At 59.9% G+C, this 24,271-nt stretch carries 27 protein-coding genes; 16 read left to right on the top strand and 11 right to left on the bottom strand.

Annotated elements, in window-relative coordinates; all coding sequences use genetic code 11:
- The 4 genes from ACTG3X_RS11305 to ACTG3X_RS11290 all read left to right on the top strand — a co-directional run.
- Nucleotides 1-100, top strand: a 100-nt coding sequence (locus tag ACTG3X_RS11305; RefSeq protein ID WP_439111419.1) for an acyl-CoA dehydrogenase family protein, incomplete at its 5' end; no start/stop codon positions are given.
- Nucleotides 101-189: 89 nt separating this feature from the next.
- Nucleotides 190-2,214, top strand: coding sequence for an acetate--CoA ligase family protein (locus ACTG3X_RS11300; RefSeq protein WP_439111418.1), 2,025 nt, complete (start codon nucleotides 190-192; stop codon nucleotides 2,212-2,214).
- Nucleotides 2,211-3,002 carry a carnitinyl-CoA dehydratase gene (locus ACTG3X_RS11295; protein WP_439111376.1) on the top strand — a complete coding sequence of 264 codons (792 nt, stop codon included), beginning with the start codon at nucleotides 2,211-2,213 and terminating at the stop codon, nucleotides 3,000-3,002. The genes ACTG3X_RS11300 and ACTG3X_RS11295 overlap by 4 nt, the downstream gene beginning before the upstream one ends.
- Before the next feature lie 220 nt (nucleotides 3,003-3,222).
- A complete protein-coding gene (locus tag ACTG3X_RS11290) occupies nucleotides 3,223-5,106 on the top strand; it encodes a polysaccharide biosynthesis protein (RefSeq protein ID WP_439111417.1) in 1,884 nt (627 codons plus the stop codon).
- Here ACTG3X_RS11290 and ACTG3X_RS11285 read toward each other — a convergent pair.
- On the bottom strand, nucleotides 5,103-6,428 hold the full coding sequence (locus tag ACTG3X_RS11285) for a UDP-glucose dehydrogenase family protein (protein ID WP_439111375.1): 1,326 nt from the start codon (nucleotides 6,426-6,428) through the stop codon (nucleotides 5,103-5,105). The two genes, ACTG3X_RS11290 and ACTG3X_RS11285, sit on opposite strands and share 4 nt — an antisense overlap.
- Before the next feature lie 139 nt (nucleotides 6,429-6,567).
- Nucleotides 6,568-7,608, bottom strand: a complete 1,041-nt coding sequence (locus ACTG3X_RS11280) for an NAD(P)/FAD-dependent oxidoreductase (RefSeq protein ID WP_439111374.1) — start codon at nucleotides 7,606-7,608, stop codon at nucleotides 6,568-6,570.
- Between the two features lie 55 nt (nucleotides 7,609-7,663).
- On the opposite strand from ACTG3X_RS11280, the gene mnmD reads away from it, so the two are divergent.
- Both mnmD and ACTG3X_RS11270 read left to right on the top strand, forming a co-directional pair.
- Complete coding sequence (gene mnmD, locus ACTG3X_RS11275) at nucleotides 7,664-8,332, top strand: tRNA (5-methylaminomethyl-2-thiouridine)(34)-methyltransferase MnmD (protein WP_439111373.1); 669 nt, start codon at nucleotides 7,664-7,666, stop codon at nucleotides 8,330-8,332.
- A gap of 4 nt (nucleotides 8,333-8,336) precedes the next feature.
- Nucleotides 8,337-9,218, top strand: a complete 882-nt coding sequence (locus ACTG3X_RS11270; RefSeq protein ID WP_439111372.1) for a DMT family transporter — start codon at nucleotides 8,337-8,339, stop codon at nucleotides 9,216-9,218.
- Here ACTG3X_RS11270 and ACTG3X_RS11265 read toward each other — a convergent pair.
- A complete protein-coding gene (locus ACTG3X_RS11265; protein ID WP_439111371.1) occupies nucleotides 9,215-11,167 on the bottom strand; it encodes a lytic transglycosylase domain-containing protein in 1,953 nt (650 codons plus the stop codon). The genes ACTG3X_RS11270 and ACTG3X_RS11265 overlap by 4 nt on opposite strands.
- 116 nt (nucleotides 11,168-11,283) lie before the next feature.
- On the opposite strand from ACTG3X_RS11265, the gene dapA reads away from it, so the two are divergent.
- Nucleotides 11,284-12,159 (top strand): 4-hydroxy-tetrahydrodipicolinate synthase, encoded by an 876-nt coding sequence (gene dapA, locus ACTG3X_RS11260; protein WP_439111370.1) that lies wholly within the window; start codon nucleotides 11,284-11,286, stop codon nucleotides 12,157-12,159.
- A 45-nt stretch (nucleotides 12,160-12,204) separates the two neighbouring features.
- Here dapA and ACTG3X_RS11255 read toward each other — a convergent pair whose 3' ends face one another.
- From ACTG3X_RS11255 to ACTG3X_RS11245, 3 genes are read right to left on the bottom strand one after another with little or no spacing between them, the layout of a single operon-like run.
- Nucleotides 12,205-12,963 carry a LamB/YcsF family protein gene (locus ACTG3X_RS11255; RefSeq protein ID WP_439111369.1) on the bottom strand — a complete coding sequence of 253 codons (759 nt, stop codon included), beginning with the start codon at nucleotides 12,961-12,963 and terminating at the stop codon, nucleotides 12,205-12,207.
- Nucleotides 12,964-12,966: 3 nt separating this feature from the next.
- A complete protein-coding gene (locus tag ACTG3X_RS11250) occupies nucleotides 12,967-13,977 on the bottom strand; it encodes a biotin-dependent carboxyltransferase family protein (protein ID WP_439111368.1) in 1,011 nt (336 codons plus the stop codon).
- On the bottom strand, nucleotides 13,970-14,704 hold the full coding sequence (locus ACTG3X_RS11245; RefSeq protein ID WP_439111367.1) for a 5-oxoprolinase subunit B family protein: 735 nt from the start codon (nucleotides 14,702-14,704) through the stop codon (nucleotides 13,970-13,972). The genes ACTG3X_RS11250 and ACTG3X_RS11245 overlap by 8 nt, the downstream gene beginning before the upstream one ends.
- 127 nt (nucleotides 14,705-14,831) lie before the next feature.
- Here ACTG3X_RS11245 and ACTG3X_RS11240 point away from each other — a divergent pair, with 127 nt between their 5' ends.
- The 6 genes from ACTG3X_RS11240 to ACTG3X_RS11215 all read left to right on the top strand — a co-directional run bounded on the left by ACTG3X_RS11240 (nucleotide 14,832) and on the right by ACTG3X_RS11215 (nucleotide 19,306).
- The gene (locus tag ACTG3X_RS11240) at nucleotides 14,832-15,536 is read left to right on the top strand and encodes an ABC transporter permease (protein ID WP_439111366.1); all 705 of its coding nucleotides are present in this window, start codon (nucleotides 14,832-14,834) and stop codon (nucleotides 15,534-15,536) included.
- Entirely contained in the window at nucleotides 15,530-16,243 is a 714-nt protein-coding gene (locus ACTG3X_RS11235) for an ATP-binding cassette domain-containing protein (protein ID WP_439111365.1), read from the top strand. The genes ACTG3X_RS11240 and ACTG3X_RS11235 overlap by 7 nt, the downstream gene beginning before the upstream one ends.
- On the top strand, nucleotides 16,240-17,064 hold the full coding sequence (locus ACTG3X_RS11230) for a substrate-binding domain-containing protein (protein ID WP_439111364.1): 825 nt from the start codon (nucleotides 16,240-16,242) through the stop codon (nucleotides 17,062-17,064). The genes ACTG3X_RS11235 and ACTG3X_RS11230 overlap by 4 nt, the downstream gene beginning before the upstream one ends.
- Before the next feature lie 152 nt (nucleotides 17,065-17,216).
- Nucleotides 17,217-17,564, top strand: a complete 348-nt coding sequence (locus ACTG3X_RS11225) for a CidA/LrgA family protein (RefSeq protein WP_439111363.1) — start codon at nucleotides 17,217-17,219, stop codon at nucleotides 17,562-17,564.
- Nucleotides 17,557-18,273: an LrgB family protein gene (locus ACTG3X_RS11220; RefSeq protein WP_439111362.1), complete on the top strand. Its 717-nt coding sequence runs from the start codon at nucleotides 17,557-17,559 to the stop codon at nucleotides 18,271-18,273. Before ACTG3X_RS11225 ends, ACTG3X_RS11220 begins: the two co-directional genes overlap by 8 nt.
- A gap of 94 nt (nucleotides 18,274-18,367) precedes the next feature.
- Entirely contained in the window at nucleotides 18,368-19,306 is a 939-nt protein-coding gene (locus ACTG3X_RS11215; RefSeq protein WP_439111361.1) for a pirin family protein, read from the top strand.
- A gap of 2 nt (nucleotides 19,307-19,308) precedes the next feature.
- On the opposite strand, the gene ACTG3X_RS11210 is transcribed toward ACTG3X_RS11215, so the two are convergent.
- From ACTG3X_RS11210 to rbfA, 4 genes are read right to left on the bottom strand one after another with little or no spacing between them, the layout of a single operon-like run.
- Nucleotides 19,309-19,890 (bottom strand): hypothetical protein, encoded by a 582-nt coding sequence (locus tag ACTG3X_RS11210; RefSeq protein ID WP_439111360.1) that lies wholly within the window; start codon nucleotides 19,888-19,890, stop codon nucleotides 19,309-19,311.
- Between the two features lie 8 nt (nucleotides 19,891-19,898).
- Entirely contained in the window at nucleotides 19,899-20,804 is a 906-nt protein-coding gene (gene truB / locus ACTG3X_RS11205) for a tRNA pseudouridine(55) synthase TruB (protein ID WP_439111359.1), read from the bottom strand.
- Between the two features lie 49 nt (nucleotides 20,805-20,853).
- Entirely contained in the window at nucleotides 20,854-21,600 is a 747-nt protein-coding gene (locus tag ACTG3X_RS11200) for a phosphodiester glycosidase family protein (RefSeq protein ID WP_439111358.1), read from the bottom strand.
- Nucleotides 21,584-21,979, bottom strand: coding sequence for a 30S ribosome-binding factor RbfA (gene rbfA, locus ACTG3X_RS11195; protein ID WP_439111357.1), 396 nt, complete (start codon nucleotides 21,977-21,979; stop codon nucleotides 21,584-21,586). The genes ACTG3X_RS11200 and rbfA overlap by 17 nt, the downstream gene beginning before the upstream one ends.
- Nucleotides 21,980-22,067: 88 nt before the next feature.
- Here rbfA and dapB point away from each other — a divergent pair, with 88 nt between their 5' ends.
- The 3 genes from dapB (at nucleotide 22,068) to ACTG3X_RS11180 (ending at nucleotide 24,049) form a co-directional block, all read left to right on the top strand.
- The gene (gene dapB, locus ACTG3X_RS11190; protein ID WP_439111356.1) at nucleotides 22,068-22,877 is read left to right on the top strand and encodes a 4-hydroxy-tetrahydrodipicolinate reductase; all 810 of its coding nucleotides are present in this window, start codon (nucleotides 22,068-22,070) and stop codon (nucleotides 22,875-22,877) included.
- Nucleotides 22,878-22,938: 61 nt separating this feature from the next.
- Nucleotides 22,939-23,481 carry a hypothetical protein gene (locus tag ACTG3X_RS11185; RefSeq protein ID WP_439111355.1) on the top strand — a complete coding sequence of 181 codons (543 nt, stop codon included), beginning with the start codon at nucleotides 22,939-22,941 and terminating at the stop codon, nucleotides 23,479-23,481.
- Nucleotides 23,482-23,488: 7 nt separating this feature from the next.
- Nucleotides 23,489-24,049: a Hint domain-containing protein gene (locus tag ACTG3X_RS11180; RefSeq protein ID WP_439111354.1), complete on the top strand. Its 561-nt coding sequence runs from the start codon at nucleotides 23,489-23,491 to the stop codon at nucleotides 24,047-24,049.
- Between the two features lie 157 nt (nucleotides 24,050-24,206).
- Here the strand turns inward: ACTG3X_RS11180 and ACTG3X_RS11175 are convergent.
- A partial coding sequence (locus ACTG3X_RS11175; protein ID WP_439111416.1) for a DUF1674 domain-containing protein occupies nucleotides 24,207-24,271 on the bottom strand: 65 nt, incomplete at its 5' end.

The raw sequence follows: 24,271 nt of genomic DNA, 5'->3' as shown, positions 1-24,271 counted from the left end.
CATCTGGCGCGATGCGCGGGTGGAACGGATCTGGGAAGGCACATCGGAAATTCAGCGCCACATCATCAGCCGCGACTTGCTGCGCCCGCTGGGCGGCTAAGGTCTTGCGCTTTGGCTTCGCCAAATCGCGGTCGCGGGGGCCAGCCCCCGCACCCCCGGGATATTTACAGCAAAAAGAAAAACATGGCTATGAAGCGTGATCTCTCCAGACTTTTAAACCCGCGCTCCATTGCCGTAATCGGCGGTGGGGCGTGGTGTGCTTCTATCCTCAAAGCGGCCGAGATGATTGGCTATGATGGCGAGATTTTTCCAGTGCATCCTGAAGGGAAAATCATTGCCGGACGCCAAGCCGTGCGCTCGCTTGCCGAATGGGACGGACCGGTCGACGCGGCCTTTATCGGGGTTAATCGCAACGCCTCCATTGACGTCGTGCGCGAGCTGCGCAGGCTCAAGGCGGGTGGCGCGGTGTGCTTTGCCAGCGGCTTTTCCGAGGCAGGGGCAGAGCTGGCCGACGGGGCAGACTTGCAAGCAGAGCTGGTCGCAGCGGCCGGCGAAATGCCCATTCTCGGGCCAAACTGCTATGGCTTTATCAACGCCCTTGAAGGCGCAGCAATCTGGCCTGACCAACACGGCTGCAAACGCGTTGAAAAAGGCGTGGCGATTCTGGCGCAAAGCTCCAACATTGCCATCAACCTCACCATGCAGAAGCGCGCGCTGCCGATTGCCTATGTCGTCGCCTGCGGAAACATGGCGCAGACCTCGCAGGCCCAGATTGCGATGGCTCTTCTCGATGATGAGCGCGTCACAGCCATTGGGCTACACATCGAAGGATTCGGCGATACGGCGGAATGGCACGCGCTCGCCCTCAAAGCCGCCGCACAGGGCATACCCCTCGTTGCGCTCAAGGTCGGCAAATCAGAACACGCCCAAGCCGCGACTGTCTCGCACACAGCGTCTTTGGCAGGCAGCCATGCGGGAGCCAACGCCTTGCTCAAGCGGCTGGGCATTGCCCGTGTCCCAGATATCCCAAGCTTTTTGGAGACACTGAAACTTCTTCACACGGTCGGGCGGCTGGATACACCCAGTCTTGCCACCGTTTCCTGCTCGGGCGGAGAAGCCAGCCTCGCCGCCGACACCGCCCACGGCAGAGCGCTCAGCTTCCCTCCACTGTCTTCGACGCAGCGCACGGCACTTTTTGACGCGCTCGGCCCCAAAGTGGCTCTGGCCAACCCGCTTGATTACCACACCTACATCTGGCGTGACACAGCCCGCATGACCGATACGTTCGCGGCGCTGTCCGGCCCTGACACAGGCATCACCCTCGCCATTGTCGACTACCCGCATACCGACGCCTCGGACTGGATCTGCGCAACCCAAGCCGTTTTGGGCGCCGCCAAACGCACAGGAAGGCCCTATGGTGTTGTCGCCACCCTTCCAGAACTGATGCCACCGGATGTTGCCGAGCGATTCCTTGCTGCAGGTGTTGTGCCGTTTATGGGCCTCAGCGAGGCCATAACCGCGGTAGAAGCTGCCGCTCTGCTCACACAGCCTGCAGCCGAACCACCCCTCACTGGCGGCGCCATTGGGGACAGCGAAACCCTGAGTGAACAGGCCTCAAAAGCAGAGCTTGCGCGCTTTGGTGTGCCCGTCCCGAAGGCCGAACGCCTCACAGACCTGACTGCACTTGCAACACAGCTCGCAGGCCTCACTGCCCCGCTGGTGCTAAAAGCCGAGGGTATGGCCCATAAGTCTGATGCTGGCGGCGTGGCCTTGGGCCTTTTGACCCCCCGTGATGTCGAGGCCGCAGCCCTGAAAATGGGCGGCATGAGCTGGCTTGTTGAAGAAATGGCACAGGGCACAGTGGCCGAGCTTCTCTTGGGCGTAACGCGTGATGAGGCTCACGGGCTTTTGCTCACGCTTGGCGCAGGCGGCGTGCTGACCGAGCTTTTGGCTGACACTGTCTCACTGCTTCTACCTGTCACAGAAAATGACATAACACAGGCTCTAAACCAGCTCAAATGTGCACCGCTGCTGGCGGGGTACCGTGGCAAGCCAGCAGCCAATACCGACGCCATCATCACGGCTGTTCTTGCGCTGCAAGACTATGTCATTGCACATGCGTCAGAGATTGGCGAAGTTGAAATCAACCCTCTCCTCTGCACGCCTGACACAGCCGTTGCGGTTGACGCCCTTATCAGAAAGGCCATTCCATGAGCACAGAAAACAGCCCCATCAAGACACGTCGTAACGGCGCTATCCTTGAAGTCACCCTCGACCGCCCCAAGGCAAACGCGATCGATCTTGCGACATCACGTATCATGGGGGAGGTGTTTGCCTCATTCCGCGATGACCCCGAGCTGCGCGTCTGTATCATCACAGGTGCGGGCGAGAAGTTTTTCTGCCCCGGTTGGGACTTGAAGGGTGCCGCTGATGGCGATGCTGTCGATGGTGACTACGGCGTAGGCGGCTTTGGGGGCCTTCAAGAGCTGCGTGGCCTGAACAAGCCGGTCATTGCTGCCGTCAACGGAATCTGCTGCGGCGGCGGGCTGGAATGGGCGCTCTCGGCCGATATCATTCTGGCTGCCGAACATGCTACATTTGCACTGCCAGAAATCCGCTCCGGTACGGTGGCTGACGCCGCAAGCATCAAGCTGCCCAAGCGCATCCCCTACCATATCGCGATGGAGCTTTTGCTCACGGGCCGCTGGTTTGACGCCGACGAGGCCCGCAGCTGGGGCATTGTGAACCATATTCACCCCGCCGACGCGCTTATGGAACAAGCATGGGAGATGGCCCGCCTGCTCGCCTCGGGCCCTCCCCTTGTCTATGCCGCGATCAAAGAGATCGTACGTGACGCAGAAGACAGCAAGTTTCAGGACGCGATGAACCGCGTCACTGGCCGCCAACTGGAAAGCGTCGATATCCTTTATGGCTCTGAAGACGGGCTCGAGGGCGCGCGCGCCTTTGCCGAAAAACGCGACCCTGTCTGGAAAGGGCGCTAAAACCGCAACAGTTAGGCACAAACCCGCCGTATGCCGCATGAGGCCAAAGGCCGCCTAAAAAACGTAAAATACAGCTAAAACAAAGCGCATTTTGTTTGCCAGTGCGTCCAAAACCTGTTGGATTTCGCATCCAGCTTTCTATCGTTATTGTGTTAATCTCATCTTTAGATTATCCCCTGATCATTGGATGTCGCGTTGTTTTGCGGGGGTAATTCTTTTGATGGTGTCATTTAAGTTTGCGACACGCTTAAAGCGGTCTCAAAAGCGTTTGATTTTTCTCGCGCTTGACACCCTCACTGTCCCTCTTTCCCTTGGTCTGGCGCTTCTTTTGCTGTCACTGACGCCAACGGCTGACACATCTGCCGTCAAACTCACGGTGCTTGTCTCCGCGCTAATGGTCGCCGCGGCAATCACGAGTACCTCTCTGGGCCTCACCCGAATCAAGCTTAATTCTTATGAGATGCAAGGTATCCTGCGCACAGCAAAGTTTGCCGCCATACTCGGGGGTTTGGCTTTTGGCTTCAATCTCGCTCTTGGCGCGCTCAGCGGCTACGCCGTGTTTGTTGTTTTCACCATGGCTCTGCTGCTCCTCACCGTCACCTTGCGGATGGTCTTGCGTCAGATCCTTATTCGCGCCTACCAGACAGAGGGCTCACGCACCCGCATCCTCGTCTATGGCGCGTCTCAAACGGGTCAACAGCTGGCCATGGCGCTACAATCTGATGAAACCCTCGAGCTGGTCGCCTTTGTTGAAGAAAACCCGACTTTACAAAGTCTCGTGATTGCTGGCTTGCCCGTATACTCGCCACACAAGCTGACAGACCTGGTCCGTACCGAAAGCATCGACAGAATTGTCCTCTGCCTTCCGTCTTCCTCCCAGACCGAGCAAGCGCGGCTGGCCTACAAGCTGCGCACGCTGGGCTGTGAGGTTCACTCGCTACCCAGTTTTGCCAGCCTGCTGAGCAACGGGGCAATCGGGTCCAAGTCTGCGCCTGTCGCGCTCAACGAGCTTTTGGGCCGCGGGCATCTCTCTCATACCTTGCCGCAAGTGTCAGAAAGCTATTCTGACAAACACATCATGATCACAGGCGCAGGTGGCTCTATCGGCTCGGAACTGTGCCGCCAGGTCGCAAGCGCAGCCCCCAAGAGCATCATCCTGATAGATCACTCCGAGCTCGCACTCTACAACATCCACAAAGAGCTCTGCGAGGCCGCGAATGACTTTGCCGTTATCCCGATCCTCGGCTCCGTGACCGACAAGGCCCTCGTTGAGCATACTCTGCGCGAACATGACGTAGACGTGGTGTTGCACGCCGCAGCCTACAAACACCTTCCCCTTGTGGAAGAAAACACAATTGCAGGGCTCTCCAACAACGTCTTGGGCACCAAAATCGTCGCCGAAGCAGCGCGCGACGCAGGAGTTGAGCGCTTCACTCTTATCTCCACAGACAAAGCCGTAAGGCCTGTCAATGTCATGGGAGCCTCCAAACGCCTTGCCGAACTTGTCGTGCAAGACCTTGCCTCCCGCAGCACTGGCACGCGCTTTTCCATGGTGCGCTTTGGCAATGTGCTCGGCTCGTCAGGCTCGGTGATCCCCCTCTTTAAAGAGCAGATCGCCCGCGGCGGACCTGTGACCCTGACACATAGCGAAGTCACACGCTATTTCATGACAATCTCCGAAGCAGCCCGCCTCGTTCTCCTTGCTGCGTCCTATTCTCGCGGTGGCGACGTGTTCGTACTTGATATGGGCGAGCCTGTACCAATCGCGAAACTCGCGCGCCAGATGATCGAAGCCTCCGGCTACATCGTCAAAGACGACGAGACCCCACATGGCGATATCGAAATTCTAGTCACAGGCCTGCGCACCGGCGAGAAGCTGCATGAAGAACTTCTGATCTCATCAGACATGCTCACAACCCCACACCCAAAGATCCTGAGGGTGCAGGAAAGCGCCTTGTCAGAGATCGAAGTGGCAAACGCCATCAGAGACATTCGCAGCGCTGTCAAACTCTATGATGAGAGCATCGCCCGCTCGACAGTCATGCGCTGGATCACACGAGACACCGCACAGGCCGAAAAGGCCAGCGCGCCAATGTCTGTTTAATCCTGTCGAAAATAATCGCGACGGCCAATCGAAACATAAGCGTCAAACCCAGCTTTTTTGGCATCCTGCTCTGAATAGATATTGCGCAAATCAGCCAGTTTTGGCGTGTTCATCTTCTTCGCAATCTTCTTGAGATCCAGTGCGCGAAACTCGTTCCACTGCGTCAAAATCACCATCACATCCGCGTTCTGCGCTGCCTTATAGGCATCCTCGGCCCACTGAACCCCAGGCAAGAGCGCCTCGCCCTCGTGCCGCCCTTGCGGGTCAACGACGCGCACTTTCGCCCCACCACCAATCAGCGCTGGCACAATCTTAAGCGCAGGGCTCGCGCGCATATCATCTGTGTTGGGCTTAAAGGTTACACCCAGCACCGCAACAATCTTACCGTTGAAGCTTCCTTCGGCAAGGTCCAACAGCTTCTGGATCATACGGTCTTTCATCTCTTCGTTCACCTTGATGACCGTCTCGGTGATCTGCATAGGCAGGCCGTTTTCCTGCCCGATCCGCGCCAACGCTTTTGTATCCTTGGGAAAACATGATCCGCCATACCCTGGCCCCGCATGAAGAAACTTGTTCCCAATGCGGCCATCAAGGCCGATCCCTTTGGCCACTTGCTTCACATCCGCACCCGTGCGCTCACAGAGCGCCGCAATCTCGTTGATAAATGTGATCTTCGTCGCCAGAAAAGCATTGGCCGCATATTTGATCATCTCCGCACTCTCAAGGTCGGTCGTGACAATCGGAAAATCACGCAAGAAAAGCGGGCGGTACACCTCTCGCATGATCTCGTCCGCGCGCGCCGACTGGACCCCAAGCACCACACGATCAGGCTTCATAAAGTCATCAATCGCCGCACCTTCGCGCAGAAACTCGGGGTTGGAAGCCACGTCAAACTCCAGCTTGGGGTTTGCTTTGCGCACCGCCTGTTTGACTTGGCGGTTTGTGCCCACAGGCACGGTCGACTTGGTGACAATGACAGCATAGCCCGTCAACGCCCGCGCCACCTCTTCTGCGGCAGCCATCACATAGGTCAGGTCGGCGTGGCCATCGCCGCGCCGCGTTGGTGTCCCAACCGCGATAAACACCGCCTCGACATCGACCAAAGCCTCTTGCAGATTTGTGGTAAAAGAGAGCCGCCCCGCAGCCACGTTCTTGGCCAAAAGCACATCGAGCCCGGGCTCGAAAATAGGCACTTCGCCGCGTTCCAGCATCTCGATCTTGGCAGGGTCTTTATCAACACAAACCACATCATGCCCGAAATCGGAGAAACAAACGCCCGAAACAAGGCCCACGTATCCTGTGCCAATCATCGCGATCTTCATAAAACTGCCCTCTTTAACATACGCTTTTATTTTGTTGTCGCAGTGGCCCACGCTCCTGTCAACGCGGGCAAAAAACACGCTCAAGCCTTGGCACAAAAAAGTAACGATAGGCTTTACACAGCTCGCGTTTCCACCGCCGTCAAAGCGAGGCCTCAGGGGTGAATTCGGCAGGAACAGTATCAACCCCGTCCAGTACAAGCGAAGCCATCACCTCACTCACCTTCACAGCCATACCAAACCCGATCTTGAACCCGCCGTTCGCAATAAAGGCGCCCTCATAGAGCGGATGCCGCCCAAGCATCGGCGCGCGGCTTTTCGCGCGCGGCCTCAGGCCGGCCCAACGCTCAACAACCTGTGCGCCGCGCAAGGCAGGCACAGCCGCATAGGCCTTTTCCAAAACCACATCGAGCTGTGCATCGGTGCTGCCGGCCTCGGTAAATTCGCGTTCGCTGGTTGAGCCAATCGCAACAGTCCCGTTCCAATGCGGCACCATATGAACCGTATTGGCAAAAATCTGTGGCCCTTCACGCATATCATACGCCAGCAGCGCGCCCTGCCCCTTCACTGCATTTCCCACAGGTTTTCCAAAGTGCTCAGAAAGCTGTAGAAGGTCGTGCACACCCGTCGCCCAAACGGTCTGCCCCACATCTTCGCCCGCAAGCGCAAGCTCGCCCCCGCGCGCAACAATCGCCGCCGCAAGGGCCTTGCAGGCTTGTCGTGGAAACATCCGCGCTGTCAGCGTGTCGTGCACATACAGCCCTGTCGGGCTTTCGGGCAGAGGCCCAGCAAAAGCCTCAGCCGTTACAACCCGCCACTCCGCCTCACCGCGCCACAGCGCTTCAGCGCTCTTGGCGCGCGCCTGTGCCAGCTCCACAGCGCGGTCGTCTGCCAGAGGCTGAACACGCCCGGTGCGGGCATAACTTGTCTCTACGCCTGCCCAAGGAGCTACATTGTTCCAAAAGGCCTCGGCCCCAATCAAGCTCTGAAACTGGAATTCTTTCTTCTCGTTCCAGTTCTCGGGGACATGCGGCGCAAGCGCTCCGACGATCCCCCCGCTGGCGCCACCACCGACACCATTCGGGTCAATGACACGCACACGCGCGCCCCGCTCAAGGCAGGCCCAAGCCACCGAAAGCCCGAAAATCCCAGCGCCGCGCACCGTTATGTCCATCCTTGCCATTCCCTTACACTGGTTGCATGGTCGTTTGACGACGTCTCTATCGGATTTACCCCAAATGAACCAGCCAGCCGAGCTTACATGGCGTGATGGCCAAGTGCCTGTCTCCCAGCGGTTTGATGACCCTTATTTCAGCCTCGAGAACGGGCTGGAAGAGACAGCCTATGTCTTTCTGGACGGCAACGAACTGCCCGCGCGGTTCTGTGACGGGTTTCACATCGCCGAACTCGGCTTTGGCACAGGGCTCAACTTGCTGGCCACACTCAAACTCTGGCGCGACACGCAGCAAAGCGGCAAGCTCCACTTCACCAGCTTTGAGGCCTTCCCGATGCTGGCCGAAGATATGCTCACCGCCCAAGCCGCCTTTCCCACGCTCGCCGATCTCAGCGCAGAGCTGGCGCCACACTGGCAAAATGGCGCCACCGATTTTGAAACAGATGATCTAAGCTTCCAGCTGATCCTTGGCGATGCGCGCAAAACAGTCTCTACCATGGCCCAAAAAGCTGATGCGTGGTTTCTGGACGGCTTCGCCCCAGCCAAAAACCCCGAGCTTTGGGAAGCCTCGCTCATGGCTCAGATAGCCGCTCAAACCGCCCCCAAAGGCACTGTGGCCACATATACCGCCGCAGGCTTTGTGCGCCGTGCCCTCGCCGACTCCGGCTTTGAAGTCACGCGCCGTACAGGCTTTGGGCGCAAACGCCACATGACAGTCGCAAGGATGCCCTAAGCACATGGCCAGCTCCAACAACACCCGCCTCGGCGTCTGGCTGATGATCGCCACGACCTTTGTTTTTGCGGTACAAGACGGCATCTCCCGACACCTCGCCAGCGAGTATAACGTGCTCATGGTAGTGATGATCCGCTATTGGTTCTTTGCCGCTTTTGTCACAACAATCGCCTATCGCAAGGCAGGCGGCATCCGCGCCGCAGCCCGCACAGAGCAGCCCTTGCTGCAGATCTTTCGCGGGCTCATCCTCGCCACCGAAATCTGTGTGATGATCTACGCGTTTACCCTCCTTGGCCTCATCGAATCACACGCTGTTTTCACAAGCTATCCCTTGCTCGTCGCGGCCCTGTCCGGCCCGATCTTGGGCGAGGTTGTCGGCTGGCGCCGCTGGACAGCAATCTTTATCGGCTTTGTCGGTGTATTGATTATCCTCAAACCTGGGTTTGGCGTCTTTTCCCCTGCGGCCATCGTCCCCCTCGCTGCCGCCTTTCTCTTTGCGCTTTACGGGCTGCTCACCCGCTTCGCCTCGCGCAAAGACACCGCCGCCACCTCGTTTTTCTGGACGGGTGTGTCAGGCTCCGTGATGATGACAGCGATTGGCTTCAGCTATTGGGAGCCGATGGTGCAATCTGACTGGGTCTGGATGGCGACCCTCTGTGTCACAGGCGCGCTTGGCCACTGGCTGCTGATCAAAACATACGAGGCTGCCGAGGCCAGCGCAGTCCAGCCGTTCGCCTACCTCCAGCTCGTCTTCGTCAGCTTTATCGGCGTCTTGGTCTTTGGCGAAAGCATCGAGCTCAACGTTGCCATCGGCGCGATTGTGGTTGTCTGTGCAGGCCTCTTCACACTCTGGCGCGCCCGCGCCAAAGCCCAAGAAGACGCCTAGTTCGTCACGCGCAAGGTTGCTCCAACCAGCTCCTGGCTAAACGGCACAGGGTGGGCAGGCTTACCCAACCGCGCGCGGTAGACAGGCAGGCTTTCAGCCACGCGCATCACATAGTTGCGCGTCTCGTTAAAGGGGATGCTCTCGATCCAGTCGACAACCTCCATCTCGCCTTTGCGCGGGTCGCCCCGCTCGCGCATCCAGCGGTCGGGCCGCGAGGGGCCCGCATTATAGGCCGCCGACATCATCACAACATTGCCGTCATAGCGCTCTGACAGCGTGGCCAAATAGGCCGCACCCAGCGTCGCGTTGTAGGGCCAATCCGCCAGCACACGGCTGCGCTCGTAGGCAAGCCCAAGTCCGCCAGCCACTTCCTCGGCGGTGGCAGGCATCACCTGCATCAAGCCAAGCGCACCCACGCCGCTGGCGACGCTCGGGTCAAATTCGCTCTCCCGCCGCGCAATCGCCAGCGCCATTTCCATGGGCACAGGCAGCGCCATGTCTTTCATCGGGTGCAGCGCATAGTAATGCGCAGGCAAAACAATCCCGCGGCCAGCAGCCTCTTTACCCAGCATCACAGCCAAATGCGGCGCGCCAAGGTCGATGGCAAAGTTGCCAAGCTGACCCAGTGTTGTGCGGTCAGCATCCTGCGCCATCGCAAGAAGAAACTGTTCCGCCAGACTGAGCATATTGTTCTTCACAGCCAGCTCTACAATGCGCGCAAGATCGCTCTGCGCAAACCCGGCCTCTTGCCACGCGGGGAAGTACTCAGCCCCCTTTAGGGCAATATCAGAGCCTATATTGGCCCGCTCCGCCGCCAGAAGCCCGTAGAAACTTGTCTGGTGTTCACCACCTGCTTTATAGGCCGCCTGCGCTTCGTCGGTGCGGCCCAGTTTGGCCAAGGCTTCGCCTTTCCAGAATCCAGCCCGCCCCAAAGAGATGGGAGATTCAACCGTTTCGCGCATCCGTTCAAAATGCGGCAAAGCAAGCGCGGCATTGTCCAGCTTGCGCAATGCCAGATATCCCGCCAGCCACTCAAGGTCAGCGTAGGCGCTGCCGTCGTGCAGCCCGTGGTTTGTCGCGAGCTTATACGCTGTCTCGGCGTCGCCTTCGCGCATGAGTTGTCGCACAAGGCTGCGCCGCCAGCCCGACCAGCGCAACGGTTCACCAAGGTTGCCTGCTGCGCTGCTCTCCAACATCAATTCAACAGCACCGCTTTTGCTGCCGTTGTGATAGGTCCAGAGGAACTCTTCGTAGGCAAGCCCGGGATGCCCGCGCAAGGCTTTGGGCACAGCCGCCAGCAAAACATCAGGTTCGCGTGCGCCCGCCCGCAAGCCTTGGCGCGCCTCGGCCAATGCGCGCTCGGCCTCACTCACCAAAGGCAACATGCGGCGCACGTCGTCAGAGAGCCCGCGCCAAAGCGCCATATCAAGCCGCGCCTCGTGGTGCGGCTTCAGAAGCGTTGCGTATTTCTCCAGATATTCCGCCTGAAGCGCCTCATCCATATCAAAACTGCGCCACGCCATAACAAGCGTCGCCTCGGCCTCGCCCACCTCACCCGCGGCATACAAGGCCTCGGCAAAGCTCAGCACCCCCCTGTTGGTCTGTGCCGTGTGGCGCTTGAAAAAGGCCAGCCGCTCAGCCTGTGTTGCCCCCGCAAACGTCTCTTCGCTCTGGCGGCCAAGCCGCTCAAGGCCCGGCCAGTGCGGGTAATCGCGCAAAAATGCCAGAGCTTCGGCTGCGCTGCCCTCGCCTGCGCGCAGCTTTGACCACTGCACAAGAACACGCGCTTCTGGCGCAGCCTTTGCCGCGAGCAAGTCAGCCTTTGCCCAGTCCCCCCGACCCGCGGCTTGCAGCGCGCTGCTCAGAGGGCGCGGCGCTGTCATGGCCTCGGCCACAACAGCAGAGGGTGGCACAACAAGGCTCAAAAGAACGGCGGCAACTCGAAACATCTCTTGCATTTTCCCTTATGAGACAGGATAGAACAGGCCCACCATACCTTGCAAACCTGCGCCCCTCCAATCACGAAAGGCGGCGCTGCGAAACAATGAAGTTAAAGGAGCGTATCATGTTCAAAGGATCTATGCCTGCATTGGTCACGCCGTTCAAAAACGGCGCACTGGATGTTGATACACTTAAACAACTGGTCGAATGGCACATTGGCGAAGGCAGCCACGGCCTCGTGCCCGTCGGCACCACGGGCGAAAGCCCTACGCTCACGCACTCTGAGCATGACAAGGTTGTCGAAATTGTGGTTGAGGCCGCCGCTGGCCGCGTGCCCGTTATTGCGGGCGCCGGCTCCAATAACACGCTCGAATCCATCCGCCTGGCGCAAGCCGCCGAAAAGGCAGGGGCCAGCGGTATCCTTGTGGTTACGCCCTATTACAACAAACCCACGCAAGCGGGCCTCATCGCCCACTTCCGCGCTGTGCATGACTGCTGCTCACTGCCCATCATCATCTACAACATCCCCGGTCGCTCGGTTGTCGATATGTCACCCGAAACCATGGGCGAGCTGGCCAAGCTTGAACGCATCGTGGGCGTCAAAGACGCGACAGGCGACCTGAGCCGCGTACCGCTCCAGCGCATGACCTGCGGCAAGGACTTCATCCAGCTGTCTGGCGAAGACGCAACAGCGCTGGGCTTTAACGCACACGGCGGCACAGGCTGCATCTCGGTCACAGCCAACGTCGCGCCCAAGCTCTGCGCCGCATTTCAGGCTGCAACACTCGCGGGCGACTACGCCACAGCGCTTGAAATCCAAGACAAGCTGATGCCGCTGCACATCGCCATCTTCAAAGAGCCGGGTGTTGCGGGCGCAAAATACGCCATGTCCCGCCTTGGTCTCTGCAACGCCGAGGTGCGCCTGCCGCTCCTCGCGGTGAGCGATGCGACCGCCAAACAGCTTGATGACGCCCTGCGCCACGCAGGCCTGTTGAGCTAAAGCCCAACGCGCTCCCGAGGCCCTCAGGAGCGCGGCGTTCTGTCTTCAGAATTGCGCCAGTGACACACCCGCAGCGCTCAGCTTTTCGCGCAGCGCGCGGGCCATGGTTACGGCCTCAGGCGTGTCGCCGTGCAAACAGATCGTGTCGATCTTGGCAGGAATGCGCTTGCCGCTTTCCGCAACAATCGCATCTTCGCGCAGCATCGTCAGAATCCGCTCCGCCGCCACATCAGCGTCGTGCAGCACAGCGCCTGCCTTGCTTCGGTCCACGAGCGTCGCATCATCCTCATAGGCGCGGTCGGCAAAAATCTCTCCAGCCCAGTTTGCGCCCAGATCCGTCACAACTTTCTGCTGCGCCGTTTCGCAGAGCACCATCAGGATAATGTCAGGGTCCACCCGTAGCGCCGCTTCATAACAAGTGCGTGCAAGGCTGGCATCTTCGGAGCACATATTGGAAAGCGCCCCATGCAGCTTGAAGTGGCGCACCTTTGCACCCACGCTCGCGGCCATACCCTGAGCCGCCCCAAGCTGATAGGCGATGAGGTTGCCCAGCTCTTCGGCACCAATGTTGAGCCGCCGCCGCCCAAAGCCCTTCAGGTCGGCAAAGCCCGGGTGCGCGCCAATGCCCACACCGTTCTTGGCCGCCAGCCGCATGGTCTTGGCCATCACATCAGGGTCGCCCGCATGAAAGCCACAGGCAATATTGGCCGAGGTGATCACATCCAGCAGCGCCGCATCGTCGCCCATCGTCCAAGAGCCAAAACCCTCACCCATGTCTGAGTTCAAATCTACCTTCGTAACCATGGCCTAGTCCTCCTGCCCTGTAATCATCCCGCTGATCAGCTGATAGCCGAGCAGGTCGTTCATCTCTGCCGGATCGCGCAAGAGCCGCTCAGATGTGTCTCTAATCCTGCGTAAAAGCACGCTTTCGGGCACATAGAGCGCATCCGCCTCTTCCAGCGATATGCGCTCAAACCATAGCTCAGCGCCCGCGCTCGCCTGTGCCACGCGCGCAATATCCTGCGGGATCACCGCGCCAATGCGCGGGTAGCCTCCCATCGTCTGTTGCTCGGCCAGCAGCACAAACGGCTCGCCTTGCCCCGTCATCTGGATGTCGCCGGGCACAATCACCTCCGACACAACGCCAAGCTGCCCCTCGGCAGAAAAAGGCGCGCCACTGTGCTCAAGCTTCGCCGCCTGCCTGTTGGCATGGGTGCTTTTGGTGAAGCGCGCTTGCGTGAACGCCGCCAGTGTCTCAGCGCTATAAAGCGCCGTCTGCGGCCCCGTGACAAAGCGAATACGCCCGCCATCAAAGCGGGTGTCGGGCTTCAAAAGGCGCGCAGGCTCTGCCAGCTTCCTATCCTCAGCCAGCTGCAAAACATCACCTGCCACCAGCGCCTGACCAAGCCCACCGGTAAAATGCGCAGAGCGGCGACCAAGCGCCAAATCAGTCTCTAACGCACCGCCAAAGGCAACATAGCTGTAAAGCCCCCGCCCCGTCGGCCTCAGAGAAAGCACGTCACCAGCCTCAAGCCTATGGCTCGCGCCCCATTGCAAGAGGCGCCCACTGGCCTCCGCCATCATCGGCGCACCCGTCAGTGCGATACGCTGTGGCGCATCCACGCTCAGCTTCACAGGCGCGCTCGGCAGCTCAATGGCCGCCAGCTCAAGCCCTTGGCCCAAAAGCGCAGCCGCTTCCAGAATGGCGATACGGTCCATCGCCCCGCCACGCGACAGACCAAAGCGCAAATAGCCCGCGCGGCCCAGGTCTTGCAGGCTCGCATTGGGGCCAATCTGGTGCAACGTCAGCTCAGGCATCACCACGCTCCTCAAGCCGTGCCCCACCCAACGGATCCGTCTCTAATGCGGCCCAATCATGCTCTGATACCGCCGGAAAGATCAGCTCGTCACCGGGCCGCAGCGTAAAAGGCTGTGCCACATCAGGCCGAAAAAGCTTCATATGTGTGGTCGCAATATGCCGCCAGCCCGTGGGCGTCTCGTTGGCAAAAAGGTTGAACTGCCGCACCGCCAACACAAGCGCACCCTGCGGCACGCGCGGGCTCAGCTCGGTCTGGCGCGGCACGTCCCAACGCTCAGGCAACATCCCGAGATAAGGCTGGCCAGGCGCAAAGCCGATCGCCAGCACCCGCACCCGCGCAGCGCTCAGCTCGCGCACGGCTGCCTCTTCAGAAACACCAACAAGATTGGCAACCTCACCAAGCTGTGGCCCCGCCGCACCACCATAAAGCGTCGGCACGCGCCAGAGCCGCGCTGCGCCGCTCTCGGCCGCGACAAGCCAGTCACGGCTGGCCAAAAGCGCCTCAAGCCGCGCAACCAGATCGGCCCGCGCAATCTGCCCCACATCAAAGCGCACAAAGACCGAGGCCAGCGCAGTCGAAATTTCCGCAATGCCCACCACAGCCTCGGCCTCGAGCGCCGCAGCAAACCCGACAAGCGCCTTGTTCGCCACATCATCCAAGCGGTCGGCAAAACGCACGAGGTAGCCCTCGGTTCCAATCGGAGCAATATGGGGCATCATCGCCATGGTTTTCCTATCCGAAACTTATCAGGGCCAATCTCTCGCATGATGTCGCAATTGAAAAGCGCTTATCCGTAATCAGCCCCATGGTCTCTCTCCCCGCGCGCCACTATGCAGGTGTAAAGGAGAGCCCATGCTCGAAATATGGCACGGCATACAAGCCGCTTTCTGGCTGATCGTCACGTTTGACCCCGATCTCTACGAGATCGCGGCGCGCTCCTTGCTTGTGACCTGCTCTGCCGTCGCCATCGCCGCGCTCATAGGCCTGCCGCTCGGCGCTTGGCTGGCTGTGTCGCGCTACCGCTTCCGCCGCCTCGTGATCGCGATTCTCAACGCGCTCATGGGCCTGCCACCTGTTGTGGTCGGCCTTGTCGTTTACCTCTTGCTGTCGCGTGCAGGGCCGTTCGGCGTTTTGGGGCTGCTCTTTACGCCTTGGGCCATGATCATCGCGCAGGTGGTCATCCTCACACCCCTCATCGCCAGCATCGCCCATCAGTCGATCCGCGATCTCTGGGCCGAATACCACGACCTGCTGCTCTCGCTCAACACAACCCGCAGCCAGCGTATCAAAACACTTCTCTGGGATAGCCGCCGCGCCCTGCTCACGGCTGCGCTGGCCGGCTTTGGCCGTGGTATCGGCGAAGTCGGCGCAATCATGATTGTGGGCGGCAATATCGACCACGTCACCCGCGTGATGACAACGGCCATCGCGCTTGAAACCTCCAAGGGCGACTTTGCCCTCGCGATAGGCCTCGGCTTTGTGCTCATCGGCCTCGCCGTCGCGGTGAACCTCGCGTTGCACATGCTCTCTGGCACAGAGGTGCGCGACAGATGGTAAGCATCCTCCCCCTCAAAGTGACAGGCGCAACGGTCGAGCGCGGCGGCAAGCGCCTGCTTGGGCCCATCGACCTCGAGCTTGGCACAGCGGGCCTCACCATTGTCCTTGGCCCCAATGGCGCAGGCAAAAGCACACTTCTGCGGATGCTTCACGGCCTAGAGCGCCCCGGCACGGGCCGCGTGCGCTATGCCGCGCCGCGCGAGGTGGCTTTTGCCCATCAGGCTTTTGTTTTCCAAACCCCTGTCATGCTGCGCCGCTCGGTTCTGGGCAACCTGACATATCCGCTCACAGCCCATGGCACAAAGCGCGCCGAGGCTGAAAAACAGGCTCTAACATGGCTCAAAAAGCTTGGCCTTGCCGGCCACGAACACCAGCGCGCCAGCCAGCTTTCTGGGGGTGAGCGGCAAAAACTGGCGCTGGCCCGCGCCCTCATCCGCGCGCCACAGCTCCTGTTTCTCGATGAACCCTGCGCCAACCTTGATGGCGCCTCGACCCGCGATATCGAGCGCCTCATTCTCGCCGCCCGCGAAAGCGGCACGCGCATTCTCATGGCCACACACGACCTTGGCCAAGCCCGCCGCTTGGCAAGTGATGTGCTCTTTCTCAACAAAGGGCATATCGTCGAAACCGCGCCAGCACCCCGCTTCTTTGAAGCGCCCACAGCACCCGAGGCGCAAGCCTTTCTCAATGGAGACCTCGTTCTATGATTCGTATACTTGTTACCGCCGCAGCGCTCCTTGCCTCGGCCAGCGCCCTCGCCGCCGACAGCCTCAAAGTGGCTGTCACAACCTCGTTCCACAATTCGGGTCTATCAGACATTCTCCTCCCCGAGATCGCCAAAGAGACAGGCCTTGAGGTGCAGCTTATTGTTGTGGGCACAGGTCAGGCCATCCGCCTTGGCGAGGCAGGCGATGTCGATGCGATCCTTGTGCATTCGCGCACAGCAGAAGACACCTTTCTTGCTGGCGGCTACGGCACCCACCGCCGCGAGATTATGTATAACGACTTTGTCGTCATTGGCCCATCAGACGACCCCGCCCAGATAAAAAGCGTCGAGACCGCCACAGCGGCGCTGGTGAATATCGCAAACCGCAAAGCGCCTTTTGCCTCGCGCGGAGATGACAGCGGCACCCATAAAAAGGAGCTCTCGCTGTGGGCCAGCGCAGGTGTCGCCGAGGCACAGCGCACGCCCGATTGGTACAATGAAGCAGGCGCTGGCATGGGCGCCACGCTCAACACAGCCGCAGGCCTCAATGCCTATGTGCTGGCAGATCGCGCAAGCTGGCTCAACTTTGGCAACAAGGCAGACCTTGCGCTTCTCTTTGCGGGCGACCCTGTCTTGTTCAACCAATACGCCTTTCTGCCCGTAAACCCAGAGAGGCACGGCCACGTAAAACACGACCTCGCGCTGAAGCTGGAATACTGGCTCACCAGCCCCCGCGCCGCCGAGCTGATCAACGGCTACACCATCAATGGCGAAACGCTCTTCACGTTCAACGCCAAAGAGGTGCTCCAAGCCGCAGAGTGACCCTTGCGCCCGAGTGGGCCTTGCGTAAAGTGAGGCCCTTTGAGCGCCCCGTCTTCAAGATGAATTACCAATACCCTGTCAGGCTGCGCCTTCTCGGGACATTGGCAATGCACTTATTTTACCTTAAAGACGGAACGCTCTAGGAGGCGCGCATGATCGGTTATCTCACTCTTATTCTCACCTGCCAGCTCTTGGGCGAACTTGTCGTCAAAGCGCTCGCCTTGCCTGTGCCGGGGCCTGTTGTGGGTATGGCCTTTCTCTTTGGCTTCCTGCTTATACGGGGCCATGTGCCCGAAGCGCTCGGAAGCACGGCGGATGGGCTCTTGCGCAATATGTCGCTCCTGTTTGTGCCCGCTGGCACAGGCGTGATCATGCACGTCGCACTGCTCTCCGAAGCGCTCGTGCCGCTGTCGATTGCGGTTGCGCTCAGCACCTCTGCCGCCATCGTCATCACCGCGCTGATGATGCGGCTTCTCAGCAAGGGAGAGCGCAGTGAATAACCTTGCCGAAACATGGGTCTACCTTTCCGCCTCACCGCTCTTTCACCTCACGCTCACGCTCGCCGCCTTTCAGGCCGCAAGCTATCTGTTTGAAAAGGGCGGTCGCAACCCTCTGCTCAACCCTGTGCTTGGCGCTGTCGCGCTTGTTGTGCTCGTTCTCACACTCACTGGCACCGACTATTTCACCTATTTTGAGGGCGCGCAGTTTGTTCACTTCCTGCTTGGCCCCGCCACAGTCGCGCTGGCCATTCCGCTCTATCGTCAGTGGCACCACGTGCGCGCCTCTTGGCTCGCCATTGGCGCCAGCATGTTGACAGGGTCGCTCGCCGCCGTGGCCTCTGCCGTAGCGGTGCTCTGGTTTGCAGGCAGCAGTGAGGCACTTCTCGCCTCGATCGCGCCCAAGTCTGTCACCGCCCCCGTGGCCATGGGCATCGCGGAAGAGCTGGGGGGCTTGCCCTCGCTCACCGCTGTTCTGGTCATCGTCTCAGGCATCTTCGGGGCCATGTTCGGCCCCTTCCTGCTCAACCTTGTGGGCGTGAAAGACTGGCGCGCGCGCGGTCTGGCCATCGGCACAGCCAGCCACGGCATCGGCACGGCCCGCGCCCTGCAAGTGAACGAAACCGCAGGCGCGTTCTCTGGCCTCGCCATGGGCCTCAACGCACTGGCCACGGCCCTGCTCTTGCCAATCATATGGGGGCTCATCTTCTAGGCGCGCACAGAACCTGTGCATTTCCAGACGTTGCGCAAAACCGCCCTCAAGCCCACTCTCATGCCATGTAAACGCGTGAGAATGAGGCCCCGAAATGAGCTGGAACCCAACCCTAGATCCCCACTGCCCCAAAGGCAGCGCTGTTGACGCCATCGACACGCTCATCATCCCCCGCGCGCGGGATCTGGGCGGCTTCGAGGTGCGCCGCGCCCTTCCCTCGCCCAAGCGGCAGATGGTCGGCCCCTTTATCTTCTTTGACCAGATGGGCCCCGCCGAATTCCTGACAGGTCAGGGCATTGACGTGCGCCCCCACCCGCACATCGGCCTCGCCACCGTGACCTATCTCTACAAAGGCGAGTTCCAGCACCGCGACAGCCTTGGCACCAACCAGATGATCTACCCAGGCGAGGTCAACTGGATGATAGCTGGCAACGGAGTCACCCACTCCGAGCGCACCTCTGAAGATACGCGCACAGGCCGGAGCGACCTGTTTGGTATCCAGACATGGGTGGCACTGCCCGAAAAAGACGAAGACACCAACGCAGGCTTTGAGCACCACCCCAAAGAGGCGCTGCCCTTTCTGGAGGGAGAGGGCAAGCAGGTGCGCCTTATCCTTGGCAACGCCTGGGGCGAGGTTGCACCCACCAAAACCTTCTCGGAGATGTTTTATGCCGATGTCGTGCTCGAGGCCAACGCCGCTATACCCCTGCCAGACAACCATGAAGACCGCGGTGTTTACGTCACCTCAGGCAGCGTGACCGTCGCTGGCGACACCTTCGAGGCTGGCCGCATGATGGTCTTCCGCCCGGGAGATGCGCTCTCGCTAAAAGCAGGGCCGCAAGGCGCACGGCTGATGATGCTGGGCGGTGAAACGCTCGGCCAGTCCCGCCATATCTGGTGGAATTTTGTCGCCTCTTCGCGCGACAAGATCGACGCCGCCAAAGAAGCATGGCGCGCAGGCGACTGGGCCCATGGCCGCTTCAAACTCCCACCTGACGACAACGCCGAGTTCACCCCGCTGCCCGCGCGCTAGCCCTAGCGGCCGCGCGCGTCCATCATCTCGTGGACCGCGTCCATCCCGCGGTCCACCATCGCGCTCACTTCGGCAGCGTGGGTGTGGAGCGCAGCAACAACGTCTGGGTCATCCGATGTTTGGATCACGACAATGCCGTCATCGGTCATGTCCATCTCGGTCACAATACTTGCGCGCCGCTCAAACAGAATGTCGAGCGTCGGCGACTGGATAATCACCTCGGGGTCGCTGCCCATATCAACACGGTCGATCATCCCGATCACATGGCTCGCCACCACGCCCATAAGCTCTTCATCGCTGGCAAAGGTAACAGTGCGGATCCCGTCAGGCAGGTTTTCCACCGTGCGGGTGATCTCTTCAAAACGGCGAAACATAACCGCAAGCTCTTCGCTCTCTGCCTCGGTCGCGTTGCGCCCCTTGAGGCCCGGCATATTCACCGTGTCATGACTGTGCTCTGCACCGTGGTTCTGCCCGTGCATATGGCCTTCGTGGCCGCGCATCTGGGCTGCGCCAAAGCCTATGGCCAGCGCAACAAGCACCGCGCAAAAGCCCAGAAACAACTTTGATTTCATCACGGGTGGCATCACGCCCCTCACTGGTTAAACACACGGCTCGGGTGCAACTCACCCGCTTTATAGACACCCACGGCAACGGCCTTGCCGTCAAGGCTGGCCCAACATTCGTCGCCATAGTCAACATCACTGGCAAAGACCATTCCGGGGTTACCATTGCGCAGCTTGGCCGCGCCCTCGGCGGTGGCCTTCACCTCGGGCAAATCGGCAAGGCCGATCTCGAGTGGCTGCACATGGCCGTCCAGCTCGGGCGTTTTGGCCAGCTCTTCGATCTGCTCGTATGTCAGGGCGTTTTCGGCCTCAAACGGCCCGGACCAGACTCTCCGCAGGCGCAAAACATGCCCCTTACAGCCTAACGCCTCGCCAAGATCGCGGGCAATAGAGCGCACATAGCCGCCCTTGCCACAGACCATTTCAAGCTTCACATGGTCAACGTCTGTGCGCTCGACCATAGTCAACTCATCCACAAACAGCGGCCGCGCCTCAAGGGTGACATCTTCACCCGCACGCGACAGCTTGTACGCGCGCTCACCATCGACCTTTACGGCGGAGAACTTCGGCGGAACCTGCTCAATATCGCCGACAAACTGCAAAAGCGCTTCCTTGATCTCGGCATCCGTTGGCCGTGCATCAGAGGTGGCAATCACTTCGCCTTCGGCATCATCCGTGTTGGTCGCTTCGCCAAGCTTCACATCAAAGACATAGGCCTTGAGCGCATCGGTGATGTAAGGCACCGTCTTGGTTGCCTCGCCCAGCGCCACAGCCAAAACACCTGTTGCGTCAGGGTCAAGCGTGCCCGCATGGCCCGCTTTGGCCGCGCCCAGCGCCCAGCGCACCTTGTTGACCACAGCGGTTGATGTCGGCCCGGCAGGCTTATCGACCACGAGCCAGCCCGAAATATCGCGCCCTTTGCGTTTGCGTCCCATGTGTTGTCCCCAAATCAAAAAAGCGCCCTAGCCCAGCGCGTTTGGCGCGTCAATCCGCAGGCGCAACCACGCCCACAATCGGCCCCAGCAAAAACCCCGCATCCGCGCGGCCCAGATCAGGCGCATAGAGGCGGCTCACGTTGCCGTCAAAGTAAAGCGCCTGCGGCAGCTTCAGCCCGTCGCGCACAAAGCTCGCCATCTCATAAAAGCTCACACGCTCGTTGGAGATAATGAAGACAGCGCGCGCGCCATCGTCACTGGTCGCCACCCCGTTGCGCAGAAAGCGGCTGTCACTCTCAGGCAAAAAGCGCGGGTGCAGCGCCCCGTCAATCACCAGCATCGGCCCGCTCTGTGTGGCGTGCTCACAATCAGGTGCCTCGCGCAAAAAGCGCTGTGTCTCGATCACGTCAGCCCGCCCCGCACGGATGCAAAACACACCGTTGGGCAAAAGGCCAAAGTTGCCTGGCCCCGCATTGGGGATCACCCGCATCAGCTCTTCGCCATTCTCGCGGTAATGGCCCACAGGGCTGCGATCTTCGTGATACATCCCTGCATTCATAGCAAAGCCAAGGCGCTTGCCCTCGGGCTTGAGCGTATCATCCACAGCAAAAAACTGCCCAAGCAGCTTGCCGTTCTCATCCTTGAGAAACAGGCGCAGCTCTTCGCGGGCCGCATCAACTTCGCAGATCGTATAGGCGCGGCCGCCGTGGCTGCGGTCTTCACACTGTGTGGCCGCAGCACCCGAAGCGAGCAAAGCCAGCACAGATGCGCTGAAGGCTCTAGTCCTCCAAGTCACGCTTCACCTCATCGCGCGAAAACATCTCGCGCGTGGCATCCATCTGGTCAAACGTCACATCCAGCCTGAAGCGCAGGTCAGGCGTATACTTCAACCCGACCTTCTTGCCGATCATACGGCGCAGCTCGTGCTTGTTGCGCGCAAGATACTCCACCGCGTTCTCGCGCCCGTCGCCACCCAAAGGCATAACATAGGCTGTCGCGATCTTCAGATCAGGCGAACAGCGCACCTCGCCCACTGTCATAGACAGCCGGTTCAGCTCGGGGTCATGGATATCGCCCTGCGCCAAAACCTGCGCAAGCGTGCGGCGGATGAGCTCACCCACCCGCAACTGTCTTTGTGACGGGCCATCGCCCTCATGAAACTTGTTCTTTGCCATGCCCTGCACCTAACCGCTCAGCAAGACTTTGCCAAGCGTCCATGGCTGCGCTATGAGCAGCTCAGCAAGAATTTACCGGAGCCAAGCCATGTCAGACCTCCCAGGAATAGTCATCACAGGCGCATCAGGCCGTATGGGCCAGATGCTCGTCAAAACGGTTGTGCAGTCTGACAAGGCCCGCCTCGTCGGCGCCGTAGAGCGCGAGGGCAGCCCGGCTCTGGGTCAGGATATCGGGGCGCTCTGCGGCTTGGGCGATATCGGCGTTGTGGTCGAAAACGACCCGCTGCCAAGCTTTGCCCGCGCTCAGGCGGTCATCGACTTTACCGCGCCTGCAGCCACGCTCGAGTTTGCCGCGCTCGCCGCTCAGGCCCGCGCGGTCCACGTGATCGGCACAACAGGGATGTCCGAGGATGACATCGCACAGCTCGCCCCCGCCGCCCGCCATGCCGTCATCATCCGCGCCGGCAATATGAGCCTCGGGGTCAACCTGCTGACCCAACTTACCAAAAAGGTCGCAGCAGCGCTCGATGAAGACTACGACATCGAGGTGATCGAAGCCCACCACAACCAAAAGGTCGATGCCCCCTCAGGCACAGCCCTCATGCTCGGCGAAGCCGCGGCCCAAGGGCGCGGAGTCGCGTTGAAAGATGTGTCAGACTCTGGCCGCGACGGCATCACAGGGGCGCGCAAACGCGGCGATATCGGCTTCTCCGCCATCCGCGGTGGTGACATTGTCGGCGAACACGACGTGATGTTTGCCGCCATGGGCGAACGCATCATCCTGCGCCACATCGCCTCTGACCGCTCCGTTTTCGCCCGCGGCGCGCTCAAGGCCGCGCTCTGGGGCCAGGACAAATCCCCGGGCGCGTACGACATGATCGACGTTCTCGGCCTCTAAAAAGCCGACAACCAGCCCGGTTCTCAGTTTGTTTACAAAACTGAGATACCTTGGGCCGGCTATGACAGTATTGGTTGGCGACGGATTTTATCTACCCACAGCCCTCGGTGCTGCGGGCACGGCAGCACAGGGCACGGTGCTGACGGCGTCTGACCTTGGCCAAGTTGCCAGCATCCAGACAAACAACAACCTCACCGATAGCAACACAACCATGAATGCCGGTGATGGCTTCGTCGTTGATACCGATGACGATGGCGACTTTACCGACGAGGCCGCAACCACTCAAACAGACAATGATCGCTACACGAACTCAACGATCACTTTCACCGACGGATCAACCGCAAGCGTGACACTGGAGTTGATCACCCTGTCCAACGGCACACAGGCGATCTTGGTCAATGACGGCACAGTCAACGACATCAACAGCGCCTCCGCCGAAATCAGCTCCATCACGCTTGGCACGTTCAACACCACATTCAACGACCGGTACAGCCAAGCAAACTTCAACAACACCATCACAAACAAGGTGGTTTGTTGCTGCGACACGACATTGGTGCGCACACCAACGGGCGACCAAAAAAATTGGAACGCTGCAGGCGGGTGATTCTGTCATGACAGCCCGCGACGGGGCGCAGAAGGTGGTCTGGATCGGCAAGCACCAGCTGTCCTCTGCACAGCTTATTGCCTCACCACATCTGAAACCGGTGCGCATTTGTGCTGGTGCTCTGGGCGCGGGAATACCGCACTCGGATCTTCTGGTCTCGCCGCAACATCGTATTCTGCTTGTTTCCAAAATCGCAGAGCGCATGTTCGGGCAAAAGGAGGTCTTTGTTCATGCCATCAAGCTGGTCGAAGCTGCTGGCATCGAGCAAGTCACATCCGTCGCGCCCGTGACTTACGTTCACATCCTTTTTGAAACGCATCAGGTTGTCTTCGCCAATGGAGCCTTGGCCGAAAGCCTCTACACAGGGCCTCATACGCTTCAGGCCCTGAACGAGGCTGCGCGCAGCGAAATCATGGCAATCTTTCCTGCGCTTACGTCGGGCTGCCCCGCCGCACCTCTCGCACACCCCACTGTTCAGAAGCCAGAGTTACTCGCCAAACTTCTGCAAAGGCATCGAAAGAACAACAAACCGCTGGTCGCCTATGAGGCGTCAGCGCTGGTCTCATGATCTCAGATTCATGGCCAATACAATATGATCAGCACATTGAGCGTCCCAAAAGCTGTGCTTTCTTTTTGCCCCAAATATCCTGGGGTGAATTGGCCAAAGGCCAAGAGGGGCGAAGCCCCTCCACCGCGACCCGGCGCAGCCGGGGCGCAATCCCTCTTCAAAAGTCGATAGCGATGCCTTTTTTCTCCCAGTCGCCATAGCGCGCAGGGTCAAGCCCGTCGC

The organism is Lentibacter sp. (genome assembly GCF_965658795.1).
Classification (GTDB): domain Bacteria; phylum Pseudomonadota; class Alphaproteobacteria; order Rhodobacterales; family Rhodobacteraceae; genus Lentibacter.
This window is presented reverse-complemented; position numbering and strand designations above follow the sequence as displayed.

What these genes read in the sequence shown, in the direction of transcription:
- ACTG3X_RS11300 (WP_439111418.1), top strand. Translation starts at nt 190, where the DNA reads ATGAAGCGTGATCTCTCCAGACTTTTAAACCCGCGCTCCATTGCCGTA.
- ACTG3X_RS11295 (WP_439111376.1), top strand. Translation starts at nt 2,211, where the DNA reads ATGAGCACAGAAAACAGCCCCATCAAGACACGTCGTAACGGCGCTATC.
- ACTG3X_RS11290 (WP_439111417.1), top strand. Translation starts at nt 3,223, where the DNA reads ATGGTGTCATTTAAGTTTGCGACACGCTTAAAGCGGTCTCAAAAGCGT.
- ACTG3X_RS11285 (WP_439111375.1), bottom strand. Translation starts at nt 6,428, where the DNA reads ATGAAGATCGCGATGATTGGCACAGGATACGTGGGCCTTGTTTCGGGC.
- ACTG3X_RS11280 (WP_439111374.1), bottom strand. Translation starts at nt 7,608, where the DNA reads ATGGCAAGGATGGACATAACGGTGCGCGGCGCTGGGATTTTCGGGCTT.
- mnmD (WP_439111373.1), top strand. Translation starts at nt 7,664, where the DNA reads ATGAACCAGCCAGCCGAGCTTACATGGCGTGATGGCCAAGTGCCTGTC.
- ACTG3X_RS11270 (WP_439111372.1), top strand. Translation starts at nt 8,337, where the DNA reads ATGGCCAGCTCCAACAACACCCGCCTCGGCGTCTGGCTGATGATCGCC.
- ACTG3X_RS11265 (WP_439111371.1), bottom strand. Translation starts at nt 11,167, where the DNA reads ATGTTTCGAGTTGCCGCCGTTCTTTTGAGCCTTGTTGTGCCACCCTCT.
- dapA (WP_439111370.1), top strand. Translation starts at nt 11,284, where the DNA reads ATGTTCAAAGGATCTATGCCTGCATTGGTCACGCCGTTCAAAAACGGC.
- ACTG3X_RS11255 (WP_439111369.1), bottom strand. Translation starts at nt 12,963, where the DNA reads ATGGTTACGAAGGTAGATTTGAACTCAGACATGGGTGAGGGTTTTGGC.
- ACTG3X_RS11250 (WP_439111368.1), bottom strand. Translation starts at nt 13,977, where the DNA reads ATGCCTGAGCTGACGTTGCACCAGATTGGCCCCAATGCGAGCCTGCAA.
- ACTG3X_RS11245 (WP_439111367.1), bottom strand. Translation starts at nt 14,704, where the DNA reads ATGGCGATGATGCCCCATATTGCTCCGATTGGAACCGAGGGCTACCTC.
- ACTG3X_RS11240 (WP_439111366.1), top strand. Translation starts at nt 14,832, where the DNA reads ATGCTCGAAATATGGCACGGCATACAAGCCGCTTTCTGGCTGATCGTC.
- ACTG3X_RS11235 (WP_439111365.1), top strand. Translation starts at nt 15,530, where the DNA reads ATGGTAAGCATCCTCCCCCTCAAAGTGACAGGCGCAACGGTCGAGCGC.
- ACTG3X_RS11230 (WP_439111364.1), top strand. Translation starts at nt 16,240, where the DNA reads ATGATTCGTATACTTGTTACCGCCGCAGCGCTCCTTGCCTCGGCCAGC.
- ACTG3X_RS11225 (WP_439111363.1), top strand. Translation starts at nt 17,217, where the DNA reads ATGATCGGTTATCTCACTCTTATTCTCACCTGCCAGCTCTTGGGCGAA.
- ACTG3X_RS11215 (WP_439111361.1), top strand. Translation starts at nt 18,368, where the DNA reads ATGAGCTGGAACCCAACCCTAGATCCCCACTGCCCCAAAGGCAGCGCT.
- ACTG3X_RS11210 (WP_439111360.1), bottom strand. Translation starts at nt 19,890, where the DNA reads ATGCCACCCGTGATGAAATCAAAGTTGTTTCTGGGCTTTTGCGCGGTG.
- truB (WP_439111359.1), bottom strand. Translation starts at nt 20,804, where the DNA reads ATGGGACGCAAACGCAAAGGGCGCGATATTTCGGGCTGGCTCGTGGTC.
- rbfA (WP_439111357.1), bottom strand. Translation starts at nt 21,979, where the DNA reads ATGGCAAAGAACAAGTTTCATGAGGGCGATGGCCCGTCACAAAGACAG.
- dapB (WP_439111356.1), top strand. Translation starts at nt 22,068, where the DNA reads ATGTCAGACCTCCCAGGAATAGTCATCACAGGCGCATCAGGCCGTATG.
- ACTG3X_RS11185 (WP_439111355.1), top strand. Translation starts at nt 22,939, where the DNA reads ATGACAGTATTGGTTGGCGACGGATTTTATCTACCCACAGCCCTCGGT.
- ACTG3X_RS11180 (WP_439111354.1), top strand. Translation starts at nt 23,489, where the DNA reads ATGACAGCCCGCGACGGGGCGCAGAAGGTGGTCTGGATCGGCAAGCAC.